General features: G+C 55.3%; 25 protein-coding genes. 21 read left to right on the forward strand and 4 right to left on the reverse strand.

Annotated features, from left to right (window positions below; translation table 11 throughout):
- On the forward strand, positions 1-1,021 hold a 1,021-nt coding region (locus JW937_09470), incomplete at its 5' end, for a polysaccharide biosynthesis protein (protein MBN1587635.1).
- On the opposite strand, the gene JW937_09475 is transcribed toward JW937_09470, so the two are convergent.
- Both JW937_09475 and JW937_09480 read right to left on the reverse strand, forming a co-directional pair.
- Positions 1,007-1,351: a DUF2304 domain-containing protein gene (locus JW937_09475; protein MBN1587636.1), complete on the reverse strand. Its 345-nt coding sequence runs from the start codon at positions 1,349-1,351 to the stop codon at positions 1,007-1,009. The genes JW937_09470 and JW937_09475 overlap by 15 nt on opposite strands.
- On the reverse strand, positions 1,341-2,072 hold the full coding sequence (locus tag JW937_09480; protein ID MBN1587637.1) for a glycosyltransferase family 2 protein: 732 nt from the start codon (positions 2,070-2,072) through the stop codon (positions 1,341-1,343). The genes JW937_09475 and JW937_09480 overlap by 11 nt, the downstream gene beginning before the upstream one ends.
- On the opposite strand from JW937_09480, the gene JW937_09485 reads away from it, so the two are divergent.
- Positions 2,071-4,611: a hypothetical protein gene (locus JW937_09485; protein MBN1587638.1), complete on the forward strand. Its 2,541-nt coding sequence runs from the start codon at positions 2,071-2,073 to the stop codon at positions 4,609-4,611. The genes JW937_09480 and JW937_09485 overlap by 2 nt on opposite strands.
- On the opposite strand, the gene JW937_09490 is transcribed toward JW937_09485, so the two are convergent.
- Complete coding sequence (locus tag JW937_09490; GenBank protein ID MBN1587639.1) at positions 4,516-5,169, reverse strand: class I SAM-dependent methyltransferase; 654 nt, start codon at positions 5,167-5,169, stop codon at positions 4,516-4,518. The genes JW937_09485 and JW937_09490 overlap by 96 nt on opposite strands.
- A 55-nt stretch (positions 5,170-5,224) precedes the next feature.
- The gene (locus tag JW937_09495; protein ID MBN1587640.1) at positions 5,225-6,034 is read right to left on the reverse strand and encodes a choice-of-anchor N protein; all 810 of its coding nucleotides are present in this window, start codon (positions 6,032-6,034) and stop codon (positions 5,225-5,227) included.
- A 126-nt stretch (positions 6,035-6,160) separates the two neighbouring features.
- On the opposite strand from JW937_09495, the gene JW937_09500 reads away from it, so the two are divergent.
- The 19 genes from JW937_09500 to hflX all read left to right on the forward strand — a co-directional run bounded on the left by JW937_09500 (position 6,161) and on the right by hflX (position 20,824).
- On the forward strand, positions 6,161-6,415 hold the full coding sequence (locus JW937_09500; GenBank protein MBN1587641.1) for a bacteriophage holin: 255 nt from the start codon (positions 6,161-6,163) through the stop codon (positions 6,413-6,415).
- A 67-nt stretch (positions 6,416-6,482) separates the two neighbouring features.
- On the forward strand, positions 6,483-6,917 hold the full coding sequence (locus JW937_09505) for an OsmC family protein (protein MBN1587642.1): 435 nt from the start codon (positions 6,483-6,485) through the stop codon (positions 6,915-6,917).
- 2 nt (positions 6,918-6,919) lie between these two features.
- Positions 6,920-7,294 (forward strand): response regulator, encoded by a 375-nt coding sequence (locus JW937_09510; GenBank protein ID MBN1587643.1) that lies wholly within the window; start codon positions 6,920-6,922, stop codon positions 7,292-7,294.
- Between the two features lie 10 nt (positions 7,295-7,304).
- Positions 7,305-7,958, forward strand: a complete 654-nt coding sequence (locus JW937_09515; GenBank protein ID MBN1587644.1) for a nucleoside monophosphate kinase — start codon at positions 7,305-7,307, stop codon at positions 7,956-7,958.
- Positions 7,959-8,182: 224 nt separating this feature from the next.
- The gene (locus tag JW937_09520) at positions 8,183-8,797 is read left to right on the forward strand and encodes a hypothetical protein (protein MBN1587645.1); all 615 of its coding nucleotides are present in this window, start codon (positions 8,183-8,185) and stop codon (positions 8,795-8,797) included.
- Positions 8,798-8,893: 96 nt separating this feature from the next.
- Positions 8,894-9,934, forward strand: a complete 1,041-nt coding sequence (locus JW937_09525) for an AI-2E family transporter (protein MBN1587646.1) — start codon at positions 8,894-8,896, stop codon at positions 9,932-9,934.
- A complete protein-coding gene (locus JW937_09530; protein MBN1587647.1) occupies positions 9,934-10,200 on the forward strand; it encodes a DUF4404 family protein in 267 nt (88 codons plus the stop codon). Before JW937_09525 ends, JW937_09530 begins: the two co-directional genes overlap by 1 nt.
- The gene (locus tag JW937_09535) at positions 10,197-11,030 is read left to right on the forward strand and encodes a hypothetical protein (GenBank protein ID MBN1587648.1); all 834 of its coding nucleotides are present in this window, start codon (positions 10,197-10,199) and stop codon (positions 11,028-11,030) included. The genes JW937_09530 and JW937_09535 overlap by 4 nt, the downstream gene beginning before the upstream one ends.
- Positions 11,027-11,635 (forward strand): peptide-methionine (S)-S-oxide reductase MsrA, encoded by a 609-nt coding sequence (gene msrA / locus JW937_09540; GenBank protein ID MBN1587649.1) that lies wholly within the window; start codon positions 11,027-11,029, stop codon positions 11,633-11,635. Before JW937_09535 ends, msrA begins: the two co-directional genes overlap by 4 nt.
- Before the next feature lie 31 nt (positions 11,636-11,666).
- The gene (locus tag JW937_09545) at positions 11,667-12,611 is read left to right on the forward strand and encodes an NADP-dependent oxidoreductase (GenBank protein MBN1587650.1); all 945 of its coding nucleotides are present in this window, start codon (positions 11,667-11,669) and stop codon (positions 12,609-12,611) included.
- A gap of 125 nt (positions 12,612-12,736) precedes the next feature.
- Positions 12,737-13,057: a hypothetical protein gene (locus tag JW937_09550; protein MBN1587651.1), complete on the forward strand. Its 321-nt coding sequence runs from the start codon at positions 12,737-12,739 to the stop codon at positions 13,055-13,057.
- A gap of 4 nt (positions 13,058-13,061) precedes the next feature.
- Entirely contained in the window at positions 13,062-14,693 is a 1,632-nt protein-coding gene (locus tag JW937_09555; protein ID MBN1587652.1) for a hypothetical protein, read from the forward strand.
- 112 nt (positions 14,694-14,805) lie between these two features.
- Positions 14,806-15,567: a methyltransferase domain-containing protein gene (locus JW937_09560; GenBank protein ID MBN1587653.1), complete on the forward strand. Its 762-nt coding sequence runs from the start codon at positions 14,806-14,808 to the stop codon at positions 15,565-15,567.
- Between the two features lie 268 nt (positions 15,568-15,835).
- Positions 15,836-16,018 carry a hypothetical protein gene (locus tag JW937_09565; protein ID MBN1587654.1) on the forward strand — a complete coding sequence of 61 codons (183 nt, stop codon included), beginning with the start codon at positions 15,836-15,838 and terminating at the stop codon, positions 16,016-16,018.
- Entirely contained in the window at positions 16,015-16,248 is a 234-nt protein-coding gene (locus tag JW937_09570) for a hypothetical protein (GenBank protein ID MBN1587655.1), read from the forward strand. The genes JW937_09565 and JW937_09570 overlap by 4 nt, the downstream gene beginning before the upstream one ends.
- Before the next feature lie 339 nt (positions 16,249-16,587).
- A complete protein-coding gene (gene miaB / locus JW937_09575; protein MBN1587656.1) occupies positions 16,588-17,865 on the forward strand; it encodes a tRNA (N6-isopentenyl adenosine(37)-C2)-methylthiotransferase MiaB in 1,278 nt (425 codons plus the stop codon).
- Positions 17,858-18,607 (forward strand): SPOR domain-containing protein, encoded by a 750-nt coding sequence (locus tag JW937_09580; GenBank protein ID MBN1587657.1) that lies wholly within the window; start codon positions 17,858-17,860, stop codon positions 18,605-18,607. The genes miaB and JW937_09580 overlap by 8 nt, the downstream gene beginning before the upstream one ends.
- A complete protein-coding gene (gene miaA, locus JW937_09585; protein ID MBN1587658.1) occupies positions 18,607-19,554 on the forward strand; it encodes a tRNA (adenosine(37)-N6)-dimethylallyltransferase MiaA in 948 nt (315 codons plus the stop codon). Before JW937_09580 ends, miaA begins: the two co-directional genes overlap by 1 nt.
- Positions 19,532-20,824, forward strand: coding sequence for a GTPase HflX (gene hflX / locus JW937_09590; GenBank protein ID MBN1587659.1), 1,293 nt, complete (start codon positions 19,532-19,534; stop codon positions 20,822-20,824). The genes miaA and hflX overlap by 23 nt, the downstream gene beginning before the upstream one ends.
- The last annotated feature ends 115 nt before the right edge of the window (positions 20,825-20,939 follow it).

Here is a 20,939-nt window from a genome sequence, read left to right on the forward strand (position 1 = left end):
CACCGGGGCGGGCGGCTCCATCGGGGCGGAATTGTGCCGGCAGATCATGGGTTATGGCCCCAGGCAGCTCGTTCTGATAGACAGTTCCGAGTACAACCTCTATGCCGTGGACGCGGAGCTGCAAGAGGCCTATGGCCCGGGCCGGCATGCAGCGGTCCTGGCCAATATTCAGTCGCAAAAGACCATGGACGGCATCTTCGCCGCTTACCGGCCGGAGATCGTCTTTCATGCCGCGGCCTATAAGCACGTGCCCTTAATGGAGGAGAATGCGCCCGAGGCGGTCAAGAACAATATCTGGGGCACCCAGAATGTGGCTGTGCTGGCGGCCAAGCACCAGGCTGAGCGCTTTGTGCTGATTTCAACAGACAAGGCCGTGAACCCGGTGAATTTGATGGGGGCCAGCAAACGGGTGGCCGAAATGGTGGTGCAGAGCATGACCGGCCGCTCTCAAACGGTTTTCAGCTCTGTGCGGTTCGGGAATGTGCTGGACAGCAGGGGAAGTGTCTTGCCGCTTTTCAAAAAGCAAATTGCACAAGGCGGTCCGGTTACGGTCACACACCCGGAGGTGGTGCGCTATTTCATGACCATTCCCGAGGCCGTGCAGCTGGTGCTTACAGCCGGGGCCATGGCCCGGGGCGGGGAGACCTTTGTGCTGGAGATGGGCAAACCGGTCAAGATCCTGGACATGGCCAAGTCTTTGATCCGGCTTTCCGGCCTTGTGCCCTACAAAGACATCGACATCAAGATCATCGGGTTAAGGCCGGGCGAGAAGCTCTACGAGGAGCTGCTTACCGCGGGAAAGGGTATCCAAGAGACCCTTTCCGAACGCATTTTTGTCGATGCGCTGGAAGCGCGCGACCACGAGTCCTTATTTGAGAGCGTGGAGGCATTGTGGCAACTGGCAAACGCGAATGACGTGCAAGGAATTTTGACCAGACTCCAAGAACTGGTCCCTGAATTTCATCCCAAGGCCCTTGCCGTCAGCGCGGCTTCCGGGCCGGAAGATCTACTTGCGCTTTAATTCCTTGATCTCGTGTTCCAGAATCCCCACTTTTTGAGCCAGGATCTCGGCCCGGTCATTCTGCTGGTTCACATACACCGTCAGCATGAGGGACAGGACTACCAGAAACACGGTGCTCAGGAAGAAAATAAAGTTGCTGGCCAGCACAAAGCCGAAAAGATCCTTGAACCAGAAAAGCAACCCGTCGTTGATTGCGAGGAAAAGGACCATCGTCGAGGTGCAGAGCCAGAAAAGCGCGTACTTCAGGGTCATCCGGTGACGCCGGATCAACAGGATCACACCCAGAAAAACGAACAGGGCAATGACGATTGCAAAGGGTTTAGCTTGCACGCGTATCCTCCTGCGATGACTTCTCCCGAAGAGTGTCGATGAGTATGGCGAGAGTGACCTTCACCATGTAGTATAGGGTTGTAAAATATCGTATGGAGGAAATTCCGCCGAGCCGGGTGCGCATGACCACAGGTCTTTCTCCGATGCGGGCGCCCAGGCGTTTTGCCACCTGGATCGCCTCGGGTTCCGGAAAATCCATCGGGTAATAGGAAGCAAAGGAAGACAGGAGTTTCTTGTTGCAGGCCCTGAAGCCCGAAGTCGGATCGGAAAGCGGAACGCCGGTAAGCCGGCTGAGCAAAACGGAAAAGAAGCGGATCCCGAAACGGCGCAGGAAAGTGGATTTGAACCCCGAGTCCTGGTTGAGAAAACGGCTTCCGATACAAAGGTCCAGCTCTCCCGAGAGCACGGGTTCCAGAATAGAGGCCAGGTAAAGCGGGTCGTGCTGGGCATCGCCGTCAATCTGGGCGACCACATCAAAGCCTTCTTGATGGGCGAACTTGAACCCAGTTTGAACAGCCCCGCCGATGCCAAGGTTAAAGGGCAGGGAAACAAGTTTTGCCCCGGCCTTGATGGCTTCGGCCGCGGTATTGTCGGAGGAGCCGTCGTTCACCACCAGGACCGTGCACTCCGGATAGTGCTGAAGAATTTCTTGAACAACGTGGCGGATGATTCGCCCTTCGTTATAGGCCGGAATGACAACAAGAACTTTGGATTCATCCATGCGTTCCATTATAGTGCGAATCTCGCGGCGGGTCACGGTTCTGGCCGTCCTTGCCGCTGTTTGTTTTTTGGGATTGTATTACCGCACTTATTTTCCGCGCCTGCTCCGCTCCCTTGATCAGCGAATCGAGTCCCTGGACCTCAGCCGGGAACTGCAGGACCAGCTGCGCTTTCAGCTCCAAGGCCAGGTATCTGCCGCGAATCCGGATTGGAATGAAGACCAGCGCGCAGCCTGGGTGGAAACCCAGCTTCAGACATTGATTTCGACTCAGCAGGAGCAATATCAAGAAGCGCTTGACCGATTACAAGACACAAAGAGGCGGCAGGCACGCGGCGGTTACTCCAGGCACTATCTCACCGGAGCGGATTCCTACCACTACTTTCATTTGACAAATACGATCCTGGAAAAGGGGAGGGTGTCCGGCCAGGTGGCCTCGGGCCGGGCCTTTGATCCGCTCAAGCGCGCCCCGCACGGAGCCTGGTCCCCCATCAATGCCCACCCTTATTTAGGCGTGATGTGGTTTCATGTCCGGCAAATCCGGAATCACGGAGCCGGTCTCATGGCCACCCTGGCCGAAGTGCCCCTGGGGCTCTCTTGTCTTTGCGCCCTGGCTTTTTTCTGCCTGGCGCTGACTCTGGGACTGTCGTCCGGTTCCGCAATTGCCGGAACAGCCACGCTCTTGTTTGCGCCCATCTTCATCAGCCGGAGCAGTTTCGGCTGGTACGACACGGATCCTTACAACTTGCTCTTCCCAATTCTGATCCTGTGCACAGTTTTTCTGGCCTTCAGGGTTCGAGGGCATTCGGCCCTGGCCGCTGTATTGGGCGGGTTCCTGACCGCCCTCTATGCCCTGTTCTGGGCGGGATGGCCCTTTATCTGCGGATTGCTTGTGCTCGCGTGCGCGTTCAGCCCCTATTTACGCCGGGCCTATTTGCCTTGGTACCTGATATTGGCTTTGGGATTCGGCATGGCTTTTCTGACACCCGCAGGCCTGCTCTTCTCTTTGGACAATGCCCTGGGCCTGCTGCTCAAGTTTTCCAGCTCTGAGGCGGAGCTTTGGCCCAATATTCTGATTGCCGTGGGCGAAGCCCAAGGCCCCACTTTTCACCGGTTGGTGCAACTGAGCGGCAATTACCTGAGCACCCTGGCTGCTGTGGCCGGGATTGCCGGATTTGGATTGCATGCGCGGCGCTCCGGCTCGGAGTTGGACCGGGTTCAGTGGATCGTGGGCATGCTGATCGGGATTCCGCTGCTTGTTTTGGCGCTGAAAGCGCAACGCTTTGCTTTGCTCTGGGTCCTGCCGCTCTCCCTCTATGTGGCTTGGTGTGTGGAGTGGTTAAACCGCAGTTTCCGGTTCCGTTTTGCGCCGCTGCTGCTGATCGCCGTTCTTCTGCCGGTTCAACTGGCTTACGCGCACTCAACGGCCATGCGGACAAAGCCCATCATGAATGACGCATGGTATGAGGCTCTCACCGTTTTGCGTCACAATAGCCCGGAAAACGCCATAGTGCAGTCGTGGTGGCCGCCGGGACATTTTATCCGCGCAATTGCCGGGCGCGCTGTGTTCACGGACGGAGAAACACAGTATTTCCCCGAGGCTTACTGGACTGCCCGCTTCTTTATGGCTGAAAATTCACTGGAAGCCCTGGGGATCTTACGAATGCTTTCCACCAACGGAAACGCCGCTGTGGACTACTTGTTGGATCTGGGCTTGCCCTTGCCGGATGCTGTTGCCGCAGTCAACGAGCTCGTCAAGGTGAGCCGCTCCGGTGCGCACAGACTCTTGCCTGTGGAGATGTCCGAAGCACAAAAACTTCGTTTGCTGGGTCTCACTCACGGAGACCAGAATCCTCCGCCGGTTTATGTTTTGCTCTACACCAATATGCTGGACAGCATCCTGGATATGGCGCTGATGGCGGGCTGGAATTTCTTCAAGGCAAGGGACCAACTCCTGGCGCAGGGGCGGGTGATTGCTTCAACAAATTTGGAATCGGATTCCTACAAGAGGGAACTCTTTGCTTTGTCGCCGTCTGCTTACCACACCCATGTGGTTACGCATCCGAGCCCCAAGCTCTCAGCCATCGGACAGGCGGGAAGTGTCACCGAGTTTGAAGGGAATGTTTTCTGCGACCCGGCATCGAAAAGAGCCTGGAGGCTGGATGCCGCCGGCGGTGAACGCCGCGAATTCGGGAGTATTCTTGTGGTGGACCCCGGCGGCGGACTTCGCGAAATGCCCAACCCGGCAGGTTATCCTGAAGAATCCTTGCTCACCGTAAACGCGGAAGGGGAATATTATGCTTTGTCCGGCAATCCCCATTTGCTCAAGAGCATGGCCTACCAACTCTTCTATTACAGAGGAATCAGGCTCCCGGGATTCAAGCTCGTCAATGAAGAACAGGACCCTGTGAGCGGAACCGGCATCCGGATTTTTGAGGTGGATTGGTCAGCCTTGCGGTTTGCAGCCCGCAATCAGGTGGTTCAAACCCCATTGAGTCCAGAAACGGCGCTTCCTGAGCAACACAAATCCGGCGCGGACTAAGCGTTCTTTGATTTCGGAGTCCAGGAGATAGTAGGCTTCTTCCTCGTGCATGCCGCGCTGGTTGTCCATGTCAAAGTTTGTCCCGAGAAAGCGGTCGTATACCTCAACCACCTTGTGCGTCAGAATTTCAGCCAGGGGGTTCCCCATGGTCACCACGATATTGCCGCCGGGCTTGAGCACCCGGAATGCCTCGCTCAACTCGGCATCCCGCTGGGACTGCGGCACGTGATTGAGATTTGCGATAAAGGTGACCGTGTCAAAGGTAGACGAATCAAAGGGAAAGCGGGTGAGGTCGCTCACAAGATTTTCTTCACTCAGGCCTTCATACGGGTAGAGATCAATCCCTTTTCCATGCCCTTTTAAGTATTTGGAAACAAATAGGTTATGCTTCCCGCACCCGACGTCCAGAGTGAAGCCTTGCACCTCTTGGGCCACAAAATCAAAGCGGTCCGTGGCCAAAGAGCTCAAACCAAAACGGTCCTTTTCGATGAGCAGGAAAGCGCGGAGCGGAAAACTGAGGGTGTCCAAAAGTTTCTGGGCAAGACTGCGGCGAAGCATGGCGTCATTTTAGCATAGAGCGTATTCTTGAAGGATTCCTAAGAGCGGGATTAGATTAGGACTTGCGGTTGCGGCGCCGTCGCGCCAAGGCGGCAAAGCCCAGTCCAAGCAGGCCCAAGGTCGAGGGCTCGGGAACAGGCGGCGTATCGGTCGGGGGAGGGTCCCAGGTCGCATCGTGTGAAGCGGGGTTTTCCATCCACTTCCAGGTTGTCTTCGGATTGTTGGATCCCCCGGTAACGGTGGTCTCCAGTCCGTAGATACTGAAGTGCACGTAGGTGAAGCCGGTGATTGCGATCTGGTATTCTTTTTGCTCGCCAATCGCCGAAGTGGCGGTGATTGTTCCGTCGTCAGCGTTGTAGTTTTTCAAGGAGGACTCGGAATTATCAAAGCTTCCCAGGTTGTAAATCAGGAAATCAGAGAGATCGTCTTTAGAAGGCGCATGCTGGTTCATATTGAAAACTTCGAAGTCTTCCTTGCTGTCGTACCCGTCCAAACCAGCCACATCGGTTAAAATGTCTTCATTGGCTGCTCCAGAGGAGTTTATCGCGGCCACTGTAACCAAGCTGGGGGTTTCGTCCAAAGTGACAATCCCGATACTCCCGGATTCACCTTCCGGAGTGGCTAAAACCAAGGTGACATTGTCCAGGGAAGTGGTGTTGGAACCGTATGCGCCTACCACATATAAGGTGAGAGGATTGTCGGTGGAGAACCAGGTATCCTCGTCCCCGAACTTGTCCATGGCAGTGGCCCCGGAAATATAGGCCTGGAAGGTCGGGAGGGCCCAGGCAGAGGCCGGCGCGCCCGCACCCATAAGCAGGGCCAGGGATAAAACCAGCAATGGATGGGCAAAGCATTTCTTTGACATGTGTTCTTAGGAAGCAAGGTGGATGCCAATACTGTAACATCTAGGTAAAAGTATTTAGTATGTAGTAAATTTATTTAAAATTCCCGTAGCTTATGCGCATAATGCAGTGCAACCCAGGAGGAAATCATGAAGCTATCGGTCAAGGGCCTCGGACTCGCGTGCGGAATTCTTTGGGCAGTAGCGGTTTTCTTGGTCGGAATTTGCAACCAATTTGTTCCTGCCTACGGCGGGCTGTTTCTGCAGCTTGTGGACTCCATCTATCCCGGTTACCATGCGGGCGGAGGTTACAGCAGCGTGGTCATCGGCAGTTTGTACGCCTTTTTGGACGCACTGATCGGAGGCGCTCTCTTTGCCTGGCTCTACAACAAACTGGCAAAGTAAAGGACCGAAGGCCTCCCTTCCGGCGAATTACCTCAACGAGACAACTATCCATACAGGAGAAGCGCGTATGCAAGCATTGCCCCATCATTATGAAGTCCAGGCTAAGGGAGAGCCGGAGGGAGACATTCTTGTGGAGTCCCGGGGACTCCCTGATCTGAATACTGCAGCGCCGGCGCATTTCGACGGGCCCGGGGACAAGTGGTCTCCCGAACATCTATTGACCGCGGCCGTGGCGAATTGTTTTATACTGACTTTCAGGGCATTGGCCCGGGGCTTCAAGCTCGAATGGAAATCTTTGCAGGTGGAAACCGAGGGGACCTTGGACAAAGTGGAGAAGCAAATGCGCTTTACCGGGTTTCAAATCAAGGCCAGGTTGGCGGTCCCGGCCGGCACTGATCCGGACAAAGCCAGGCGTATTCTGGAAAAAGCCGAGCAAGGCTGCCTGATCACAAATTCCTTGGCCTGCGACTCTCACTTACATGCTGAAGTCACGGAGAAGTAGGCATGGACAAAAAGCGTATCCTGGCAGTGGATGATGCCCCGTCCGTCACGCAAACGCTCAAAACAGCGCTGGAGGGGACCGGGCATTTTGAAGTGCGCGAAGTCAACGAGCCGGCCCAAGCTATTCCGGCCGCGCTTTCCTTCAGGCCGGACCTGATCCTCCTCGACTATATGATGCCGGATCTGGACGGGGGAACGATTGCGGCCTATCTTCAAGCGGACGCCTCTCTCAAGCGGATCCCGGTCATCTTCGTGACCGACATGGTGCAAGAGGGCGAGGAAGAGGCACTGGGCGAGGTCTTGGGCGGCTATCCCTTTGTGCCCAAGTCTGCGGGCATCGAGGCCGTGATCCGGGCAGTTGAATCAAAACTCAGATAAGGAGTATTGGATGCACAAGTATGTGATTATGGGCGTTCAGGGTTGCGGAAAGGGCACGCAGGCAAGCCGGCTTGCGCAGGACTTTGATTTTGTGCACATCAGTGTGGGGGATATTTTTCGATGGAATATCCGGCAGCACACCAAACTTGCCGCAAAGATCAACGAAATTGTTTCCTCGGGCAGGCTTGTGCCCGATGAAATCGTTCAGGAGATTGTCGGCGGCCGCCTGGATCAGCATGACTGGAACTACGGATTCATTCTGGACGGTTTCCCTAGAAATCCCTCCCAAGCCCAGTTTCTTCTCGACCGCTATGAAATTGACTCCGTCATCCACATTGATGTGCCGGATGAAATCGTCCTCCGGAGAGTTCTGGCCCGGCGCCACTGCAGCCAGTGCAAGCAGGACTACAATCTGGTTTTCAGCCCGCCCAAAGTCGCGGACACCTGCGATCTTTGTCAGGGAACCCTTGTTGCGCGCGCGGACGACACAGAAGCCGCGGTGCGCAACCGCCTTCAGGATTACCACACCCAAACCGAACCGGTCCTGGATGTCTTCCGGGAAAAAGGCCTTGTCGTTACGGTTGACGGCGCAAACAGCGTGGATGAAGTTCAGACCGCCATCCGGGCTCAGCTAGGGCTTGCTAACTCGCAAACTGCTTATTAACAGATAGTTAAGTAAAGCTTGTTCCTCCGTCAAGACGCCGGATCCAAGCCCGGGCCATAGGCCGGTTAAAAGCCCGTGGACAGGCGGGCTTTGTTGGCGCAAACTGGTGTGGTGTTTGAACACTTGCCGGAGAGACTGCCGTGAGACCTTTATATTTATCCTGCCGGGTCGATTTCTACACTCTTATCCACAAAGCCCTGCGGTCTAAACTCTTCCAATTCTCTATGAAAATCGGCTCTGCCGACTTTGCCGACAACCAAGTCGTCGAGGAATTAGGTATGGAATTCCGTGCGATTGCCCGGTTGCTGCGGGATCATGCCCGCCATGAAGAAATCTTTATCCATCCTTTGCTCGAGGAAAAAAGCCCAAAAAGCAAGAAACCTCTGTTGACCCAGCACAGAGAGCACGAGGAAAGCCTGTGCGACATTGAGACTCGTTGGAAAGAGCTCAAAGAGGCGCACTGCAGTCTCGAAGAGCGGATGAAAATGGGCCTGGAGTTCTACCGCTCCTATAATTTTTTTGTGGCTGAATATCTGATGCATCTGGATCATGACGAGGCGAAAACCATGGCCGAACTCTGGAAATATTGCAGCGATGAAGAGCTGACCGCACAAATGGATGCTTTTGAGGACAGTCGCGGCGCCGAGGACGCCATGCAGGATCTGGAAGTGCTTTTGCCCGCTCTTAATGTCCACGAGCGCGCGGCCATGCTGGCTGCGGTAAGAAAAGACGAGCCTCAAGAGGTTTTTGAAGGCGTTTGCGATATTGCGGAGCATGTGCTGGAACCCCCCGAATGGGAGGAGCTGAAGATCAAGCTTGGTATTCTTGAACCCTCCTAAGCGCCTGACTCTGCCCGCGCAAGTACTCTCCGGTTTGATCTCAAATATGCAATGCGGCATAATAACGGGGATTCAAAGACCGGGGGCAAACACTGAGTGAACGATAATCGCGTCTCGATTGCACTGCTGGGCACACTGACTCTTATTGCAGTGGGATTTGTGCTCAAGGCAGCCCAGTCTGTGATCGTGCCCCTCTTTATCGCCGTCCTGCTTTCCTTCCTTCTTGCTCCCGCTGTGGACCAAATGGCCAGGCGGAGAATCCCCCGGTGGTTAGCCATTACCGCAGTGCTCATCATGGTCTTCGCTATCGGCTATGTGACCGTCATGTTTTTGAACCAGCGCGTCGCGGCCTTTACCGATGCCTTCCCCAGATATCACGCCAAGTTAATGGAGCTGATCAGCACGGTGACCGAGAGATTCAACATGTCTGACGACCCACTGGCTGACATTCAGTGGGGACAAACAATCGGCGGCTGGCTGGTCACACTTTCGGGTTCAGTGGTGTCCATTCTTTCAAATTTTGTTCTGATCATGATCTTTACAGTTTTCATGCTTTCCGGTGAACCGTATTTCCGCGCTAAAGTCGAGAAGGCCTTCAGCCAAGGGCCTGCCAAGCAGATTGCGCAAGTCATCAGCTCCATTTCGCGGCAAATATCCCGGTACCTTTGGGTTCAATTCTTGATCAGCTTTGCCACAGGCCTTCTGGTTTGGATCGCGCTCTCACTCATCGGGGTGGACTTCGCCGTTACCTGGGGGGCGCTGGCCTTCCTTCTGAACTTCATTCCAACCATCGGATCGATTATCGCCTCGATCCCTCCCATCCTATTGGCGCTGGTCCAGTTTTATCCCAGTCTCTGGCCTGCAATAGCCGCCTTATCGGCCTTGCTCACGATCCAGATGGTCATCGGGAACGGAATCGCTCCCAAGGTTTTGGGGGATAGCCTGAATCTGAGCCCGGTGGTCGTGCTCATCTCCCTGCTTTTTTGGGGGTGGCTCTGGGGTTTTGTCGGAGCCCTGCTCTCAGTGCCTATTGCCGCGGGAATCAAAATTGTGTGTGAAAATGTGGAGGGTCTCCGGCCGATCAGCGTCATGATGGGCTCCGGCAAGACCTATGCACCTGATACGGGGAGTGATTAATGAGTCCGGATGCACTAAACAAACTGTTGGCTGAACTAAAATCTCAAATTGCCTCGCTGGAGGGCGTGGACAACCAAAAGCGGGCGCGCCTGGACGGCTTAGTTGAAGCCCTGGAAAAAAGCGCCCGGAATCCGGCGGATTCCGAAGAGAGCGGAAAGCTGCGGGATTCTTTGAATGAATCCATTGTTGTGCTCGAGGGAACCCATCCGCGGCTCACGCAAGTCCTGAATCGAATTGTCGAACTTCTGCTAGATATCGGACTGTGAAACGACTCCTGCTTTCATGTATTCTCTGCGGCATCGTCAGTTATAGTGCCGTCATGTCCCTGGCTTCTCCGGAACGCATCACCGTTAAAGACGCCTCGGGCCGGGACGTATCGATTCCGGCGCAAGAGTACTGGGACATGGTCTACGCCGGCCCGGTCAAAGAGGCCCGGAATGATCCCGCGCAACTCTACACAGTCTTAAGTGACGCGCTTCAAGAAGGCTTTGTTCTGGAAGTGGAGCGTAAGATTCAAGAACACTTGCTCGCTCAGGGTTCAAGCAGCGACTTGCTTTACCTGCTTGCCGTTCTGCAGTCCGACACCCGCCGGGAGGAAGAAGCGCGGCAAACACTCTGGCAGGCATTGCAGGAAGACCCGAACAGCCTCTATGCGCTCTCCTGGTGGGGAGGCATCCACTACCAAGAGGGCGGCTTGGAGGCCCTGGCCGCTGCCATGGAAAAAGCAGCCGGAATCGAGGGAGCCTGGAGGCCCCAGCTTTGGGTGGCGCGCTCCTTTATAGAACAGGGGAAGCTGGATCCTGCCTTGGCTCTTTATCGCGAAATCCTGCCCCGGGCGGCGCAGGACACGGACGCGCTGCTCATGATTTCCGGAGATCTGGGCAAGAACGGGCACGCGGAACAGGTCCTGGAGCTGCTTCTCAACCTCTATGATCCAGGGACCCACAGCCCTTTATTCGGGCTGAACCTGGCGCGGGCTTGTTTGGTGACCGGGCAGAAGGAAAAGGGTTTGGAGATCTGCGAAACGCTTGAGCCACAACTTTCAAGCGAAGACCCACGTTTAGCCGAATTGCGGAAGGAACTCAACGCGTTATGAAAAGACTGATTCTCGGGCTCATGGTTTTAACTTTGACATGGCACATAGGCACCCCGGCAGGGGCGCAACCAGAACGAGGTGTTTGGGTGGAAAAGGCCATCTTTGCCGGCGGATGCTTCTGGTGCATGCAGCCGCCTTATGATGAAATCCCCGGAGTTCTTTCGACAACAGTCGGATACACCGGAGGCGATCTTCCGGATCCCTCCTATGAACAGGTTTGTACCGGAAAAACCGGACATGCCGAGGCCGTGGAGATTGAGTATGATTCCCGCCAAGTCAGTTATGCGGACTTGCTGGAGGTTTTTTGGCAAAATATCGACCCCACCTCGCTCAACAGCCAGTTCGCGGATTACGGCACGCAGTACCGGACCGCCGTCTTCTACCTTTCGGAAGAACAGCGGGAACAGGCGGAGAACTCCAAAGCCGGGATGGAGCAATCCGGTCTCTTTAGCGGGCCTATCGTGACCGAGATTGTGCCTGCGAGTGAATTTTATCCGGCTGAAGAAGACCACCAGAAGTACTACAAAAAAGCCCCCAGGGCTTACGAACAATATAAAACCAGATCAGGCAGGGCCGGCTACTTGCGTAAGACCTGGGACAAATGACCTCCTCCGGAAAGGGACAGGCTTGAGTACGATGCGGGCAATACAGCTGCAGAGATTTGGAGACCCGCAGGTCCTTTGCGTTGAGGAACTTCCTGTCCCGTCCCCCAATCCCGAACAAGTCCTCATCAAAGTCCATGCCGCGGGCCTCAATCCCATCGACTGGAAGACCCGCCGGGGTCTTGGCTTTGCGGCCCGGCACATTGAAAAGGCGCTTCCCTGGACCCCCGGCTATGACCTGGCAGGAGAGATCGTGGCCTGCGGCGCCGCCGTCACTGAATTCCGGGCCGGGCAGGCTGTCTTTGGAATGGCGGGCTTTCCTTTTGGAGGAGGAGCCCATGCCGAATTCGCCCTGGCCGAAGCCCCGGAGCTCTGTCTCAAACCCCCTGATCTGAGCTTTTCCGAGGCTGCAGGCGCCCCGCTCGCGGCTCTCACTGCTTACCAGGCCCTGTTTGATGAAGGCCAGTGCGGCCAGGGCCAGCGCGTTTTGATCCTGGCCGCGGCAGGGGGAGTCGGGCACCTGGCCGTGCAGTTGGCCCGGGACGCAAAAGCCTGCGTCATTGCCACGGCATCGGAGAAAAATCGCGGGTTTGTCTTGAGTCTGGGCGCCTTCGAGTTCGTGGACTACACAAGCGGCCCGCTCGCCAAATCCGTGGGCGGGGTGGATCTTGTATTGGATGCAGTGGGGGGACAGACCGGCGTTGAAGCGCTGGCCTGCCTCAAACCCGGAGGACGCCTGGTCACCTTGCCCACGGCCTCGGCTGCGGAGATTTTGAATTCGGTACAAGACCGGGATCTGAGCGTGCGCGGCATGACTGTGCGTCCGAACAGTTCCCAACTGAAGCGGCTGGCGGGTTTTCTGGCCCGGAAGGAGTTGCGGGTAAGCGTGCAAGGCGAGTATGATTTTCAGAAGGTGTGTGCCGCCCACGAAGAGCTGGAAAAAGGACACGTGCGCGGAAAACTCGTCCTCAAGATGTAAGCCAGAGGGATGCTGCAAAACTGCGGCCTATTCCTTTCGGTGCGCGCTTCAGGTAATGTGTACCCAGCAGCCGGATTTGTTCAAATAAACGGTTCTGCCACAGAACCGGCAAAAAAGGAGTCATCATGAGTCAATCTGAAAAGTATTGGCCGGAGCAAACATCAAAACAGTTCAATACCGCCTTTGCGGTCATGAGCGTCATCCCCTTGCTCATCTGCTGCTACCTTATTACGGTAAGGATCGTTTCCGTGGAGCGTTTTATCGGATTGGACGGCTTTTACTTTTTGATGGGCATTATTTTTGCGCTTCTCGGCCTGGCTTTCGGCCGGGGCATGATGAAGCACATCATGAAGGAAGTCCTGGAAGAGAACCGGCAGCTCAAAGAGCAACTCAAGGCCCGGAGCGGACAGAACCCTGCCGACGCTCAACCCGGCACCTTTGAGTAGCTCTATGAAAAGGCCCTATCGATTCCGGCCCGCCCTTGTTTTCATTTTCCTGACGGGATTCTGCGTTTCCTTTGCCGGCCTGAGCCATTCGGCTCCGACCAAACCCCTTCCCGAGGCCCCTGCGGAATCCCCCTCACCCGTAACACCGGCGGACGTAAACACGCTGGCCCTGAACCCTGAATTCGGACAGATTACTGAAAGGCATTCCACACCGAACGCAACCCGTTTTATTCTCCATCTCCAGGATCTCCACACGCACGCCGAGGCCCAGTTCAATGCCAGCCAAGTGCTCAAAGGCCTGGTACAGGAGCACGGGCTCAGACTCGTGTGCCTGGAGGGCGCCGCGGGCTTGGTCGACACTTCCGCGGTCGCCTCTTTCCCTATCAAGGAGATCCGCGAGCGGGTCGCCAAGGTTTTCTTGGAACAAGGGGAGCTCACCGGCGCAGAGTACCTGGCCATATCCGAAGGCCCGGATATGGAGATCTGGGGCATTGAGACCCCTGAGCTCTACTTGGACCACCTCCTGAGCCATTTGCTGGTGGAGGAACATCACAAGGAATTGGCCCCGCTGCTGGAAGCGATCTCGGATCTGCTCCAAGAACTCAAGCTGACGGTCTACAGCCCGGAACTCCGCGAGCTGGATGCACAGCAAAGGGGATACACAGACGGATCTGTCAGTATTTCAAAATACATCCGCTTTGTTCAGAAAACGGCTTCAGATGCGGGGATTTCTTTGAGCGAGGGCTATCCCAATATCGAACGGCTTGCCCGCCTGGGCGAAATGGAACAAAAGGTGGATTTGGACAGCGTCAATAAGGAAGTCCAGGAGCTCCTCAAACGTCTGACCGGTGACTTGAGCAAGCAGGGGCCCGAAGCGCTCACCCCTCTGCTGGAAAAGAGCGCGGCATTTAAAGCGCAGCAGATCAAGGCCACCGGCTTCTACCGTTTCTTGCTGGAACTCAGCGCCCAAAATCTCAAGAAGAAGGAACAGCCCAAGTTATTGGGACAGGCCATCGAATATATGGAGTTGTCCGAGACCGTGGAGCACCGCGTGCTCTTTGAGGAATTTCAAAAGGTCTACGGCGAGGTCCAGGCCAAGCTTCTGCAGAATGAGAACCAAAAGTCTCTGGCGAGAATCGACCGCGCCCAAAGCTTGCTGATCGAGGCCTTTGAACTGAAGCTCAATGCCCGAACCTGGAAAGAATTCTACGAACTGGGCTATCCCCAAGAGGGGCCTTCGCTGGCAAGCCAATACCAGGAAATTCTACCGGCCCTGGCTCAAGGGCAAGGTCTTCGCAAACCGGTGGATTGGCAGCAATTTTCCAAGCTCTTGGAAGCCTATCTGCCCGAAGTGGAGAATTTCTATGACCTGGCACACCAGCGCGACCAAGTCATGGTGCAGCACACCCTGGAACGGATGGATTTTCTGGATGTGGATTTTGCCGTGCTCATCACCGGCGGTTTCCATACGACCGGAATGATGGATATTCTCGCGCAAAAGGGGATCAGCTATGCGGTAGCCTCCCCCAAGGTGACGACCGGGCATGATGAAGACCGCTACCGCCGGCTCCTTTCCGGCGAACGCATGGGGCTGGAGGAAATCCTCAAGAAACTGGACACCCCTGCGCAAGAATAGCCGATGAACGTCTTCCTCCAAACTTATGGCTGACGGTTGGCCTATTTATCGTAACACTATGGCCGGGCTTGCTGTAGCGGCGGTGGGGGAGTGATTTGGAGCCGTTTAATAAATGAAACAATGGTATGAATCATTATTTGAGAACTATGCCCACAAATACGACAAAGAATGCTTTGTTCAGGGCACTGCGGGCGAGTGCGACTTTATTGAGCAGGAGATTAGCCGTGATAAATCCTTAAAGATCATCGACATCGGTTGCGGCACCGGCCGCCACGCTATCGAGCTGACACAAAGAGGGTATAAAGTGACAGGCGTTGACCTTTCCGAGTCACAGCTTGCAAGGGCGCGGGAGAAAGCTAAAGCGGCAGGTTTGACAATCAATTTCCAGAAGCATGACGCGCGGGCCCTTCCATTTGACGGCGAATTCGATCTGGCCATTATGCTATGCGAAGGCGGGTTTTCTCTGATGGAAACAGATGAAATGAACTTCGCGATCCTCAAGAGCGCGGCCAAGTCTTTGAACGGCCGGGGCAAGCTCATTTTCACCACATTAAACGGGTTGTTCCCGCTGTTTCATTCGGTCAAGGAATTCTATGAGTCACAGCAAAAAGAAGGGCAGTCTCAGTGTAAAAACTGTTCCTTTGATTTGATGACCTTGCGTGATCATAACACCACAGTCATTGAGGACGATTCTGGCAATAAAAAGGAACTTAAGTGTAACGAGCGTTATTACGTACCAAGCGAAATAACATGGCTTTTGAAGACGCTTGGATTCAAAAAGATCGATATCTTCGGCTCGAAGCTCGGGGCATATTCACGAAACGACAAGCTGACTACCGGCGACTTCGAAATGCTCGTTATCGCAGAGAAGTAACATGGACTGCCGTTAATAATCCCTTGCCAGCTGCTCGAACCTATGGCCTTTTTGACCCAAAAAGGGAGGTAGGCGCATGGGAAAGGTTATCGAGCAAGATGTCACGACCGGCAAGCTTCAAGAATCCGTCCTGTAATCCCGCCGCAACAATAAAATCCGCATCAGCGAAAATACCATTTCCTTTCAAAACTTAAAATGCTATAATGCCATAATTACAGCCACAAGATTTTTTCGTATTCTGCCATTCAAAAATAGAGAGGTTAATACCATGCGAGTAACCAGAAACAATGAAAAGATGCACCGGACAACGCTGGATATTCCGGATGACCTCTATTTCTTTTTAAAGCAGGAGGCGCTCGAGCGTCAGAAGCAGGACAAGGAAGCCTCCATAGCGGCGATCATGCGCGAGCTGATCAAGGAATACAAGGCGAAGCAAAAGAGGCCAAGATGAACTCATTCAAGAGAGAAGATGTCAAATTACCTTTAGGCCCGGTCTGGCTGATGAATTCCATTGCCGAACACAAAGGCAAGCAGGAATTATACGCCAAACAGTCACCGCAGGTATTAAAAACGCTTCTTGAAACAGCTCTTATTGAAAATGCCGAGTCCTCAAACCGTATTGAAGGCGTTACGGTTGGTAAGGCGCGCTTAAAGCCGCTCGTTATCGGGCAAAGCAGATAAAACCCGCCAGAGGCGCCAAGACGCAAATAGTAACACAGATAATTGAGCGGCAATCCGGTGAATTTGCTATTTCTGAGATACAACGCGAGTGCCCGGGTGTCAGTCGTCCGATGATTCGAGTGATTCTCGAAGAACTTCGAGCTAAGGGGAAGGTTGAGGTGCTTGGAACCGGTAGAGGTGCCCGCTGGCGTAAACGTGATCATAAGTCGTGAAACGTGATAATCAATTTGATAATAACTGAAATGGCTCGATTGGCTCATTAATGGCTCAAATATGTAAATGAATCAATATCATATAGATACAAAAAAGAAGGTTTTTCTGAAAACTTTCGGATGCCAGATGAACGAGCGGGATTCGGAGGAAATCCTCGCAGGGTTGATTGCGCGCGGATATGCGCGCGTCGACCTGCCCGAAACCGCGGATCTCATCCTGATGAACACCTGCTCGGTGCGCGAACACGCCGAAGATCGAGTCTGGGGGAAGCTCGGCCAGCTCAGGTACCTCAAAGAGGAACGGCCGCACACAATCTTCGGTTTGCTGGGCTGTATGGCCCAGGCCCATCAAGCCGAAATCCGGAAAAAGCTCCCGCATGTAGATTTGGTTTGCGGGCCGGGGGAAATCCAGCGCATTCCCGGTTATGTCGAGGAGCTGCGGGAATCGCGCAACGGCGGACCCAAACTCCGGACCGAATTTGCCCGGGATCTGGACGCCCCCTCAGGTTTTGATTACCGGACCCACCCCTTCAAAGCCTTTGTCACGATCATGGAAGGCTGCAATAAGACTTGCGCTTATTGCCTGATTCCCTACACGCGGGGCAAGGAGCGCTGTCGCGCGCCTCAAAGTGTGTTGGCCGAAGTCCGGTCCTTGGTCCAAAGGGGGTATAAGGAAATCACCTTGCTGGGCCAAAATGTGAATTCCTACGGCAAATTCCTGGAACCTAAAACCGATTTTGCGGATCTCCTGCGCCAGGTTGCCGCTTTAGACGCCCCTGAACGCATCCGCTTTACAACCAGCCACCCCTGGGATGCGGTGCCGCGCATGTACGAGGCCATGCGGGACTGTCCCAATATCTGCCCGCACCTCCACCTGCCCGCGCAATCCGGGGCCGACACCACGCTCAAGCGCATGCGCCGGGGTTATACCCGGGAAAAGTTTCTCGACCAAGTCCAACAACTCCGGGCCACTGTGCCGGGGCTGGCTCTCACCACCGATATCATTGTGGGCTTTCCCGGCGAGACGGCGGAAGAGTTCCAAGAGACTGTTTCCCTGATGGAAGAGGTGCGCTTTGACAGCGCCTTTGTCTTTAAATACAGCCCGCGCCCCCATTCCCCGGCAGCGGAGGTCCCGGATGACGTGCCTCAGGCCCTGAAGGAAGACCGTAACCGGATCCTCCTGGATTTGCAGCGGGAGATTTCGCGGGAGATTTACCTGAGCCGGATCGGTACAATAGAGGAAGTGCTGGTGGAGGAGCGTTCCAAAAAGGGGCAGCTCTTTGGCCGGACCCCGGATCACAAGAATGTGGCTTTTGACGGCCCGGATGACTGGATGGGCCAAACCCTTCGAGTTCGTATTGACGATGCCACTCCCAACACCCTTATCGGCTCTCCGGTTGAGTAAGTGCTTCCTTGCTCTCCTCCTTGTCCTTCTGCCTCTGGACAGGGCCCAGGCAGCCACCAGTATTCACAGTCTGAAACAGAGCTTGCTGCGCGGGGAATACTGGCAGGTGATCAAACAAGCCGACGCCTTGATCATGCAAAAGGACACGCCTCAAGCCGAAGTCTTGTATTACCGGGGTCTGGCTCTGGTCAAGCTGGGACGCTACGAAGAGGCCCTGACTTACTTTGACACAGCGGCAGCGGCAAATCCTTCCCGCAAGATCCGCGCAAGACTCTTCCTCAGTTCCGGCGACGCTTGGGTGGGAAGGGGCGAATACGCGCGGGCCGAAGAGTCTTACCGGGAATTTGTCCGCAACTATCCGCACGACGAACGGGCGGCAACAGCCTATCTAGGCATGTCTCGAGCCCAATTGCGCCAAGGCAAGTGGGCCGATGCGCGCTCGTCTTTGGATTTGATCCAAAAGGAATTTCCTGAAAGTTTTGAAAGCGTGCTTGCCAAAGAAATGGCCGAGCAGGGTTTCTTTTTTACTGTGCAGGTGGGTTCCTTCAGCACACGCGAGGGGGCGACGCTTTTGACCCGGCGATTGCGCTCCCTTGGACAGAGTCCCTATATTCTGGAATACGAAAAAGGCGAGAAGACCCTCTTTCGAGTGCGTGTGGGAAAACTCGATTCCCGATCCCAAGCCACCCGTCTGGAACGGGAGCTCCGGGATCTGGGCTTTGACACCGCTATTGCCCCCTGATGTCTTCCGCCGATTCTTCCAATGACAAACCTCTTGTCCTTGCTCTAATGGGGCCCACCGCGGTGGGCAAAACCGCTTTGTCTTTGGATCTGGCACAGGTGCTGAACGCGGAAATCATCGGTTGTGATGCCATGCAGATCTATGCGGGGCTTCCGGTGATGACGGCGCAACCCGCGCTCCGAACCATGGCCGGAGTCAAACACCATCTCATCGGCTCCGAGGATCCCCGGATGGACTTTAGCGCGGCGGATTACGTGGCTAAGGCGCGCGCGCTGGTTTTTGAAATTTTGGAACGCGGACGCATCCCGATTCTTGTGGGGGGCACAGGGTTTTATTTAAAGTCCTTGCTGACGGGTTTGGCCCAGGCGCCGCCTGCTGACTGGAGGCTCCGTGAAGAATTACAGGAAATGGCCCAAACACAAGGTTCCAAAGCCTTGCACGCGCGGCTTCAACAAGTGGACCCGCACTCTGCGGAACGCATCCACCCCAACAACACCCGGCGTTTGATCCGGGCTTTGGAAGTGCATAAGCTTACAGGGCGCCCGCTCTCCGAAATTCCACGCTCGGAAAACGGATTGGAGCAGAGAGTGAATTTCAAACTCTTTGCCTTGGACTGCCCTCAAGAGCGCCTTGCCCGGCGTATTGAGGCCCAGGTTCGCAAACGATTTGAGAGCGGAATGCTCGAAGAGGCGCAATACCTGCGGAGTATCGGCCCTGGACGCAGCGCCTCCAAAGTGCTGGGATATCAGGAAAGCCTGTCAGTCTTGAATTGTGCGCTTGAAGCGGAGGATGCCATCCGCAATTTGAGCGCCAAGACGCGCCAATATGCGAAACGCCAGCGCACGTGGTTCCGCTTCCAGCACAAGGCCACATGGTTTGAGTTGACGGAACCCGCAAATGAAACAAACAGAATAGAGATTCGCGATGCCATTACCCGATGCATTTAAGACAGCGCTGGCAGAGGAACGCGCGCTCCTGATCCACACTTTTTTCAGGAGCTGGGTCGGCGACTGGGAAGAGAGCTTCCTCGCCGGGGAGCTCAAGACCTTGGCAGAAAGCGCGGGGGTTGAGGTGGCCGGCGAAATCTCGTGCCGGAGAGAGAAACCTTCACCTGCCATGTTCATAGGCAAGGGCAAGGCCGAGGAAGCGCTGGAGCAGGTGGCCGAAACCAAAGCCAACGTAGTGATCGTAGGAGAGGACCTCAGTCCCACCCAACAACGAAACCTGGAAGCTGTTCTCAAAGTCAAGACTGTGGATCGCACCCAACTCATCCTCGATATTTTTGCATCGCGGGCCCAGTCTCTGGAAGGCAAATTGCAGGTGGAATTGGCGCAGCTGGGTTACTTGCTGCCCCGTCTGTTAGGACAGGGGATCCTCGCCTCGCGTTTAGGGGGCGGAATCGGCACCCGCGGGCCCGGGGAACAGATGTTGGAAAAAGACCGCCGCCACATTCGCCGCCGGATCATGCACCTCAAAGCAGATCTTTCCAAGGTGCGCGAGCGGCGGGATGCCCAACGCAAACGCCGCCGCAAACAAGACACTCCTATCCTCGCGTTGGTGGGATATACGAGCGCAGGAAAAAGCACCCTTTTCAATCGTCTGACCGGTGCGCGGCAAAACGTTTCGCCCGCGCTGTTCATGACCCTGGACCCAATCACCCGCACAGTAGAGCTTCCGGATGGGCAGCACTTTATCCTGGCCGACACCGTCGGCTTTCTGCACCGCTTGCCTCACCACTTGGTTGAGGCCTTCAAGGCCACCCTGGAAGAAGTTGTGGAGGCGGATATCCTCATCCATGTCGTGGACTCCAGCCACCCGATGGCCCTGCAACAGGCGCACAGCGTATCCGATGTCCTGTCGGAACTTGGAGCCCAAGACCGGCCTCTGATCCACGCAATCAACAAGGTGGACCTGCTGCGCGCCGAGGAGGTGGCCAAGCGTCTGGCACGGGATCTGGACCGCGCAGTGCCCATCAGCGCGCTGCACGGATCCGGCCTGGACGCCCTGCTCCAAGAGATAGACGCGCTGCTTGCCGAACGCGTCGAAACCTTGCGCCTGCGCCTGCCCCACCAGGAAATGGCTCTCCTAAACCGTATCTACAATGAGGGAAAGGTCTTGTCGAGGGAGTACGTTGAAGGCTTCATCGAAATCGAAGCGGTATTGCCCCGCTCACTCAGCGACACCTTGCAAAAGTTCCGGTGCTCAGCACCAAGCTGAACACCAAGCTGAACACCAAGCTGAGCAACAAGTTCAGCATCAAGCTGAGCACCCGTTGACCCTGTTTTGCGCAACATGGTAAACTGCCCAATCACATACTGTTGCGAAACGTGGG

It is taken from the genome of Candidatus Omnitrophota bacterium (assembly GCA_016929445.1).
Taxonomy (GTDB): Bacteria; Omnitrophota; Gorgyraeia; order JAFGIU01; family JAFGIU01; genus JAFGIU01.

Coding starts and splice junctions, on each gene's coding strand:
- JW937_09485 (MBN1587638.1), top strand. CDS start 2,071: ATGCGTTCCATTATAGTGCGAATCTCGCGGCGGGTCACGGTTCTGGCC.
- JW937_09480 (MBN1587637.1), bottom strand. CDS start 2,072: ATGGATGAATCCAAAGTTCTTGTTGTCATTCCGGCCTATAACGAAGGG.
- JW937_09490 (MBN1587639.1), bottom strand. CDS start 5,169: ATGCTTCGCCGCAGTCTTGCCCAGAAACTTTTGGACACCCTCAGTTTT.
- JW937_09495 (MBN1587640.1), bottom strand. CDS start 6,034: ATGTCAAAGAAATGCTTTGCCCATCCATTGCTGGTTTTATCCCTGGCC.
- JW937_09500 (MBN1587641.1), top strand. CDS start 6,161: ATGAAGCTATCGGTCAAGGGCCTCGGACTCGCGTGCGGAATTCTTTGG.
- JW937_09505 (MBN1587642.1), top strand. CDS start 6,483: ATGCAAGCATTGCCCCATCATTATGAAGTCCAGGCTAAGGGAGAGCCG.
- JW937_09510 (MBN1587643.1), top strand. CDS start 6,920: ATGGACAAAAAGCGTATCCTGGCAGTGGATGATGCCCCGTCCGTCACG.
- JW937_09515 (MBN1587644.1), top strand. CDS start 7,305: ATGCACAAGTATGTGATTATGGGCGTTCAGGGTTGCGGAAAGGGCACG.
- JW937_09520 (MBN1587645.1), top strand. CDS start 8,183: ATGAAAATCGGCTCTGCCGACTTTGCCGACAACCAAGTCGTCGAGGAA.
- JW937_09530 (MBN1587647.1), top strand. CDS start 9,934: ATGAGTCCGGATGCACTAAACAAACTGTTGGCTGAACTAAAATCTCAA.
- msrA (MBN1587649.1), top strand. CDS start 11,027: ATGAAAAGACTGATTCTCGGGCTCATGGTTTTAACTTTGACATGGCAC.
- JW937_09545 (MBN1587650.1), top strand. CDS start 11,667: ATGCGGGCAATACAGCTGCAGAGATTTGGAGACCCGCAGGTCCTTTGC.
- JW937_09550 (MBN1587651.1), top strand. CDS start 12,737: ATGAGTCAATCTGAAAAGTATTGGCCGGAGCAAACATCAAAACAGTTC.
- JW937_09555 (MBN1587652.1), top strand. CDS start 13,062: ATGAAAAGGCCCTATCGATTCCGGCCCGCCCTTGTTTTCATTTTCCTG.
- JW937_09560 (MBN1587653.1), top strand. CDS start 14,806: ATGAAACAATGGTATGAATCATTATTTGAGAACTATGCCCACAAATAC.
- JW937_09565 (MBN1587654.1), top strand. CDS start 15,836: ATGCGAGTAACCAGAAACAATGAAAAGATGCACCGGACAACGCTGGAT.
- JW937_09570 (MBN1587655.1), top strand. CDS start 16,015: ATGAACTCATTCAAGAGAGAAGATGTCAAATTACCTTTAGGCCCGGTC.
- miaB (MBN1587656.1), top strand. CDS start 16,588: ATGAACGAGCGGGATTCGGAGGAAATCCTCGCAGGGTTGATTGCGCGC.
- miaA (MBN1587658.1), top strand. CDS start 18,607: ATGTCTTCCGCCGATTCTTCCAATGACAAACCTCTTGTCCTTGCTCTA.
- hflX (MBN1587659.1), top strand. CDS start 19,532: ATGCCATTACCCGATGCATTTAAGACAGCGCTGGCAGAGGAACGCGCG.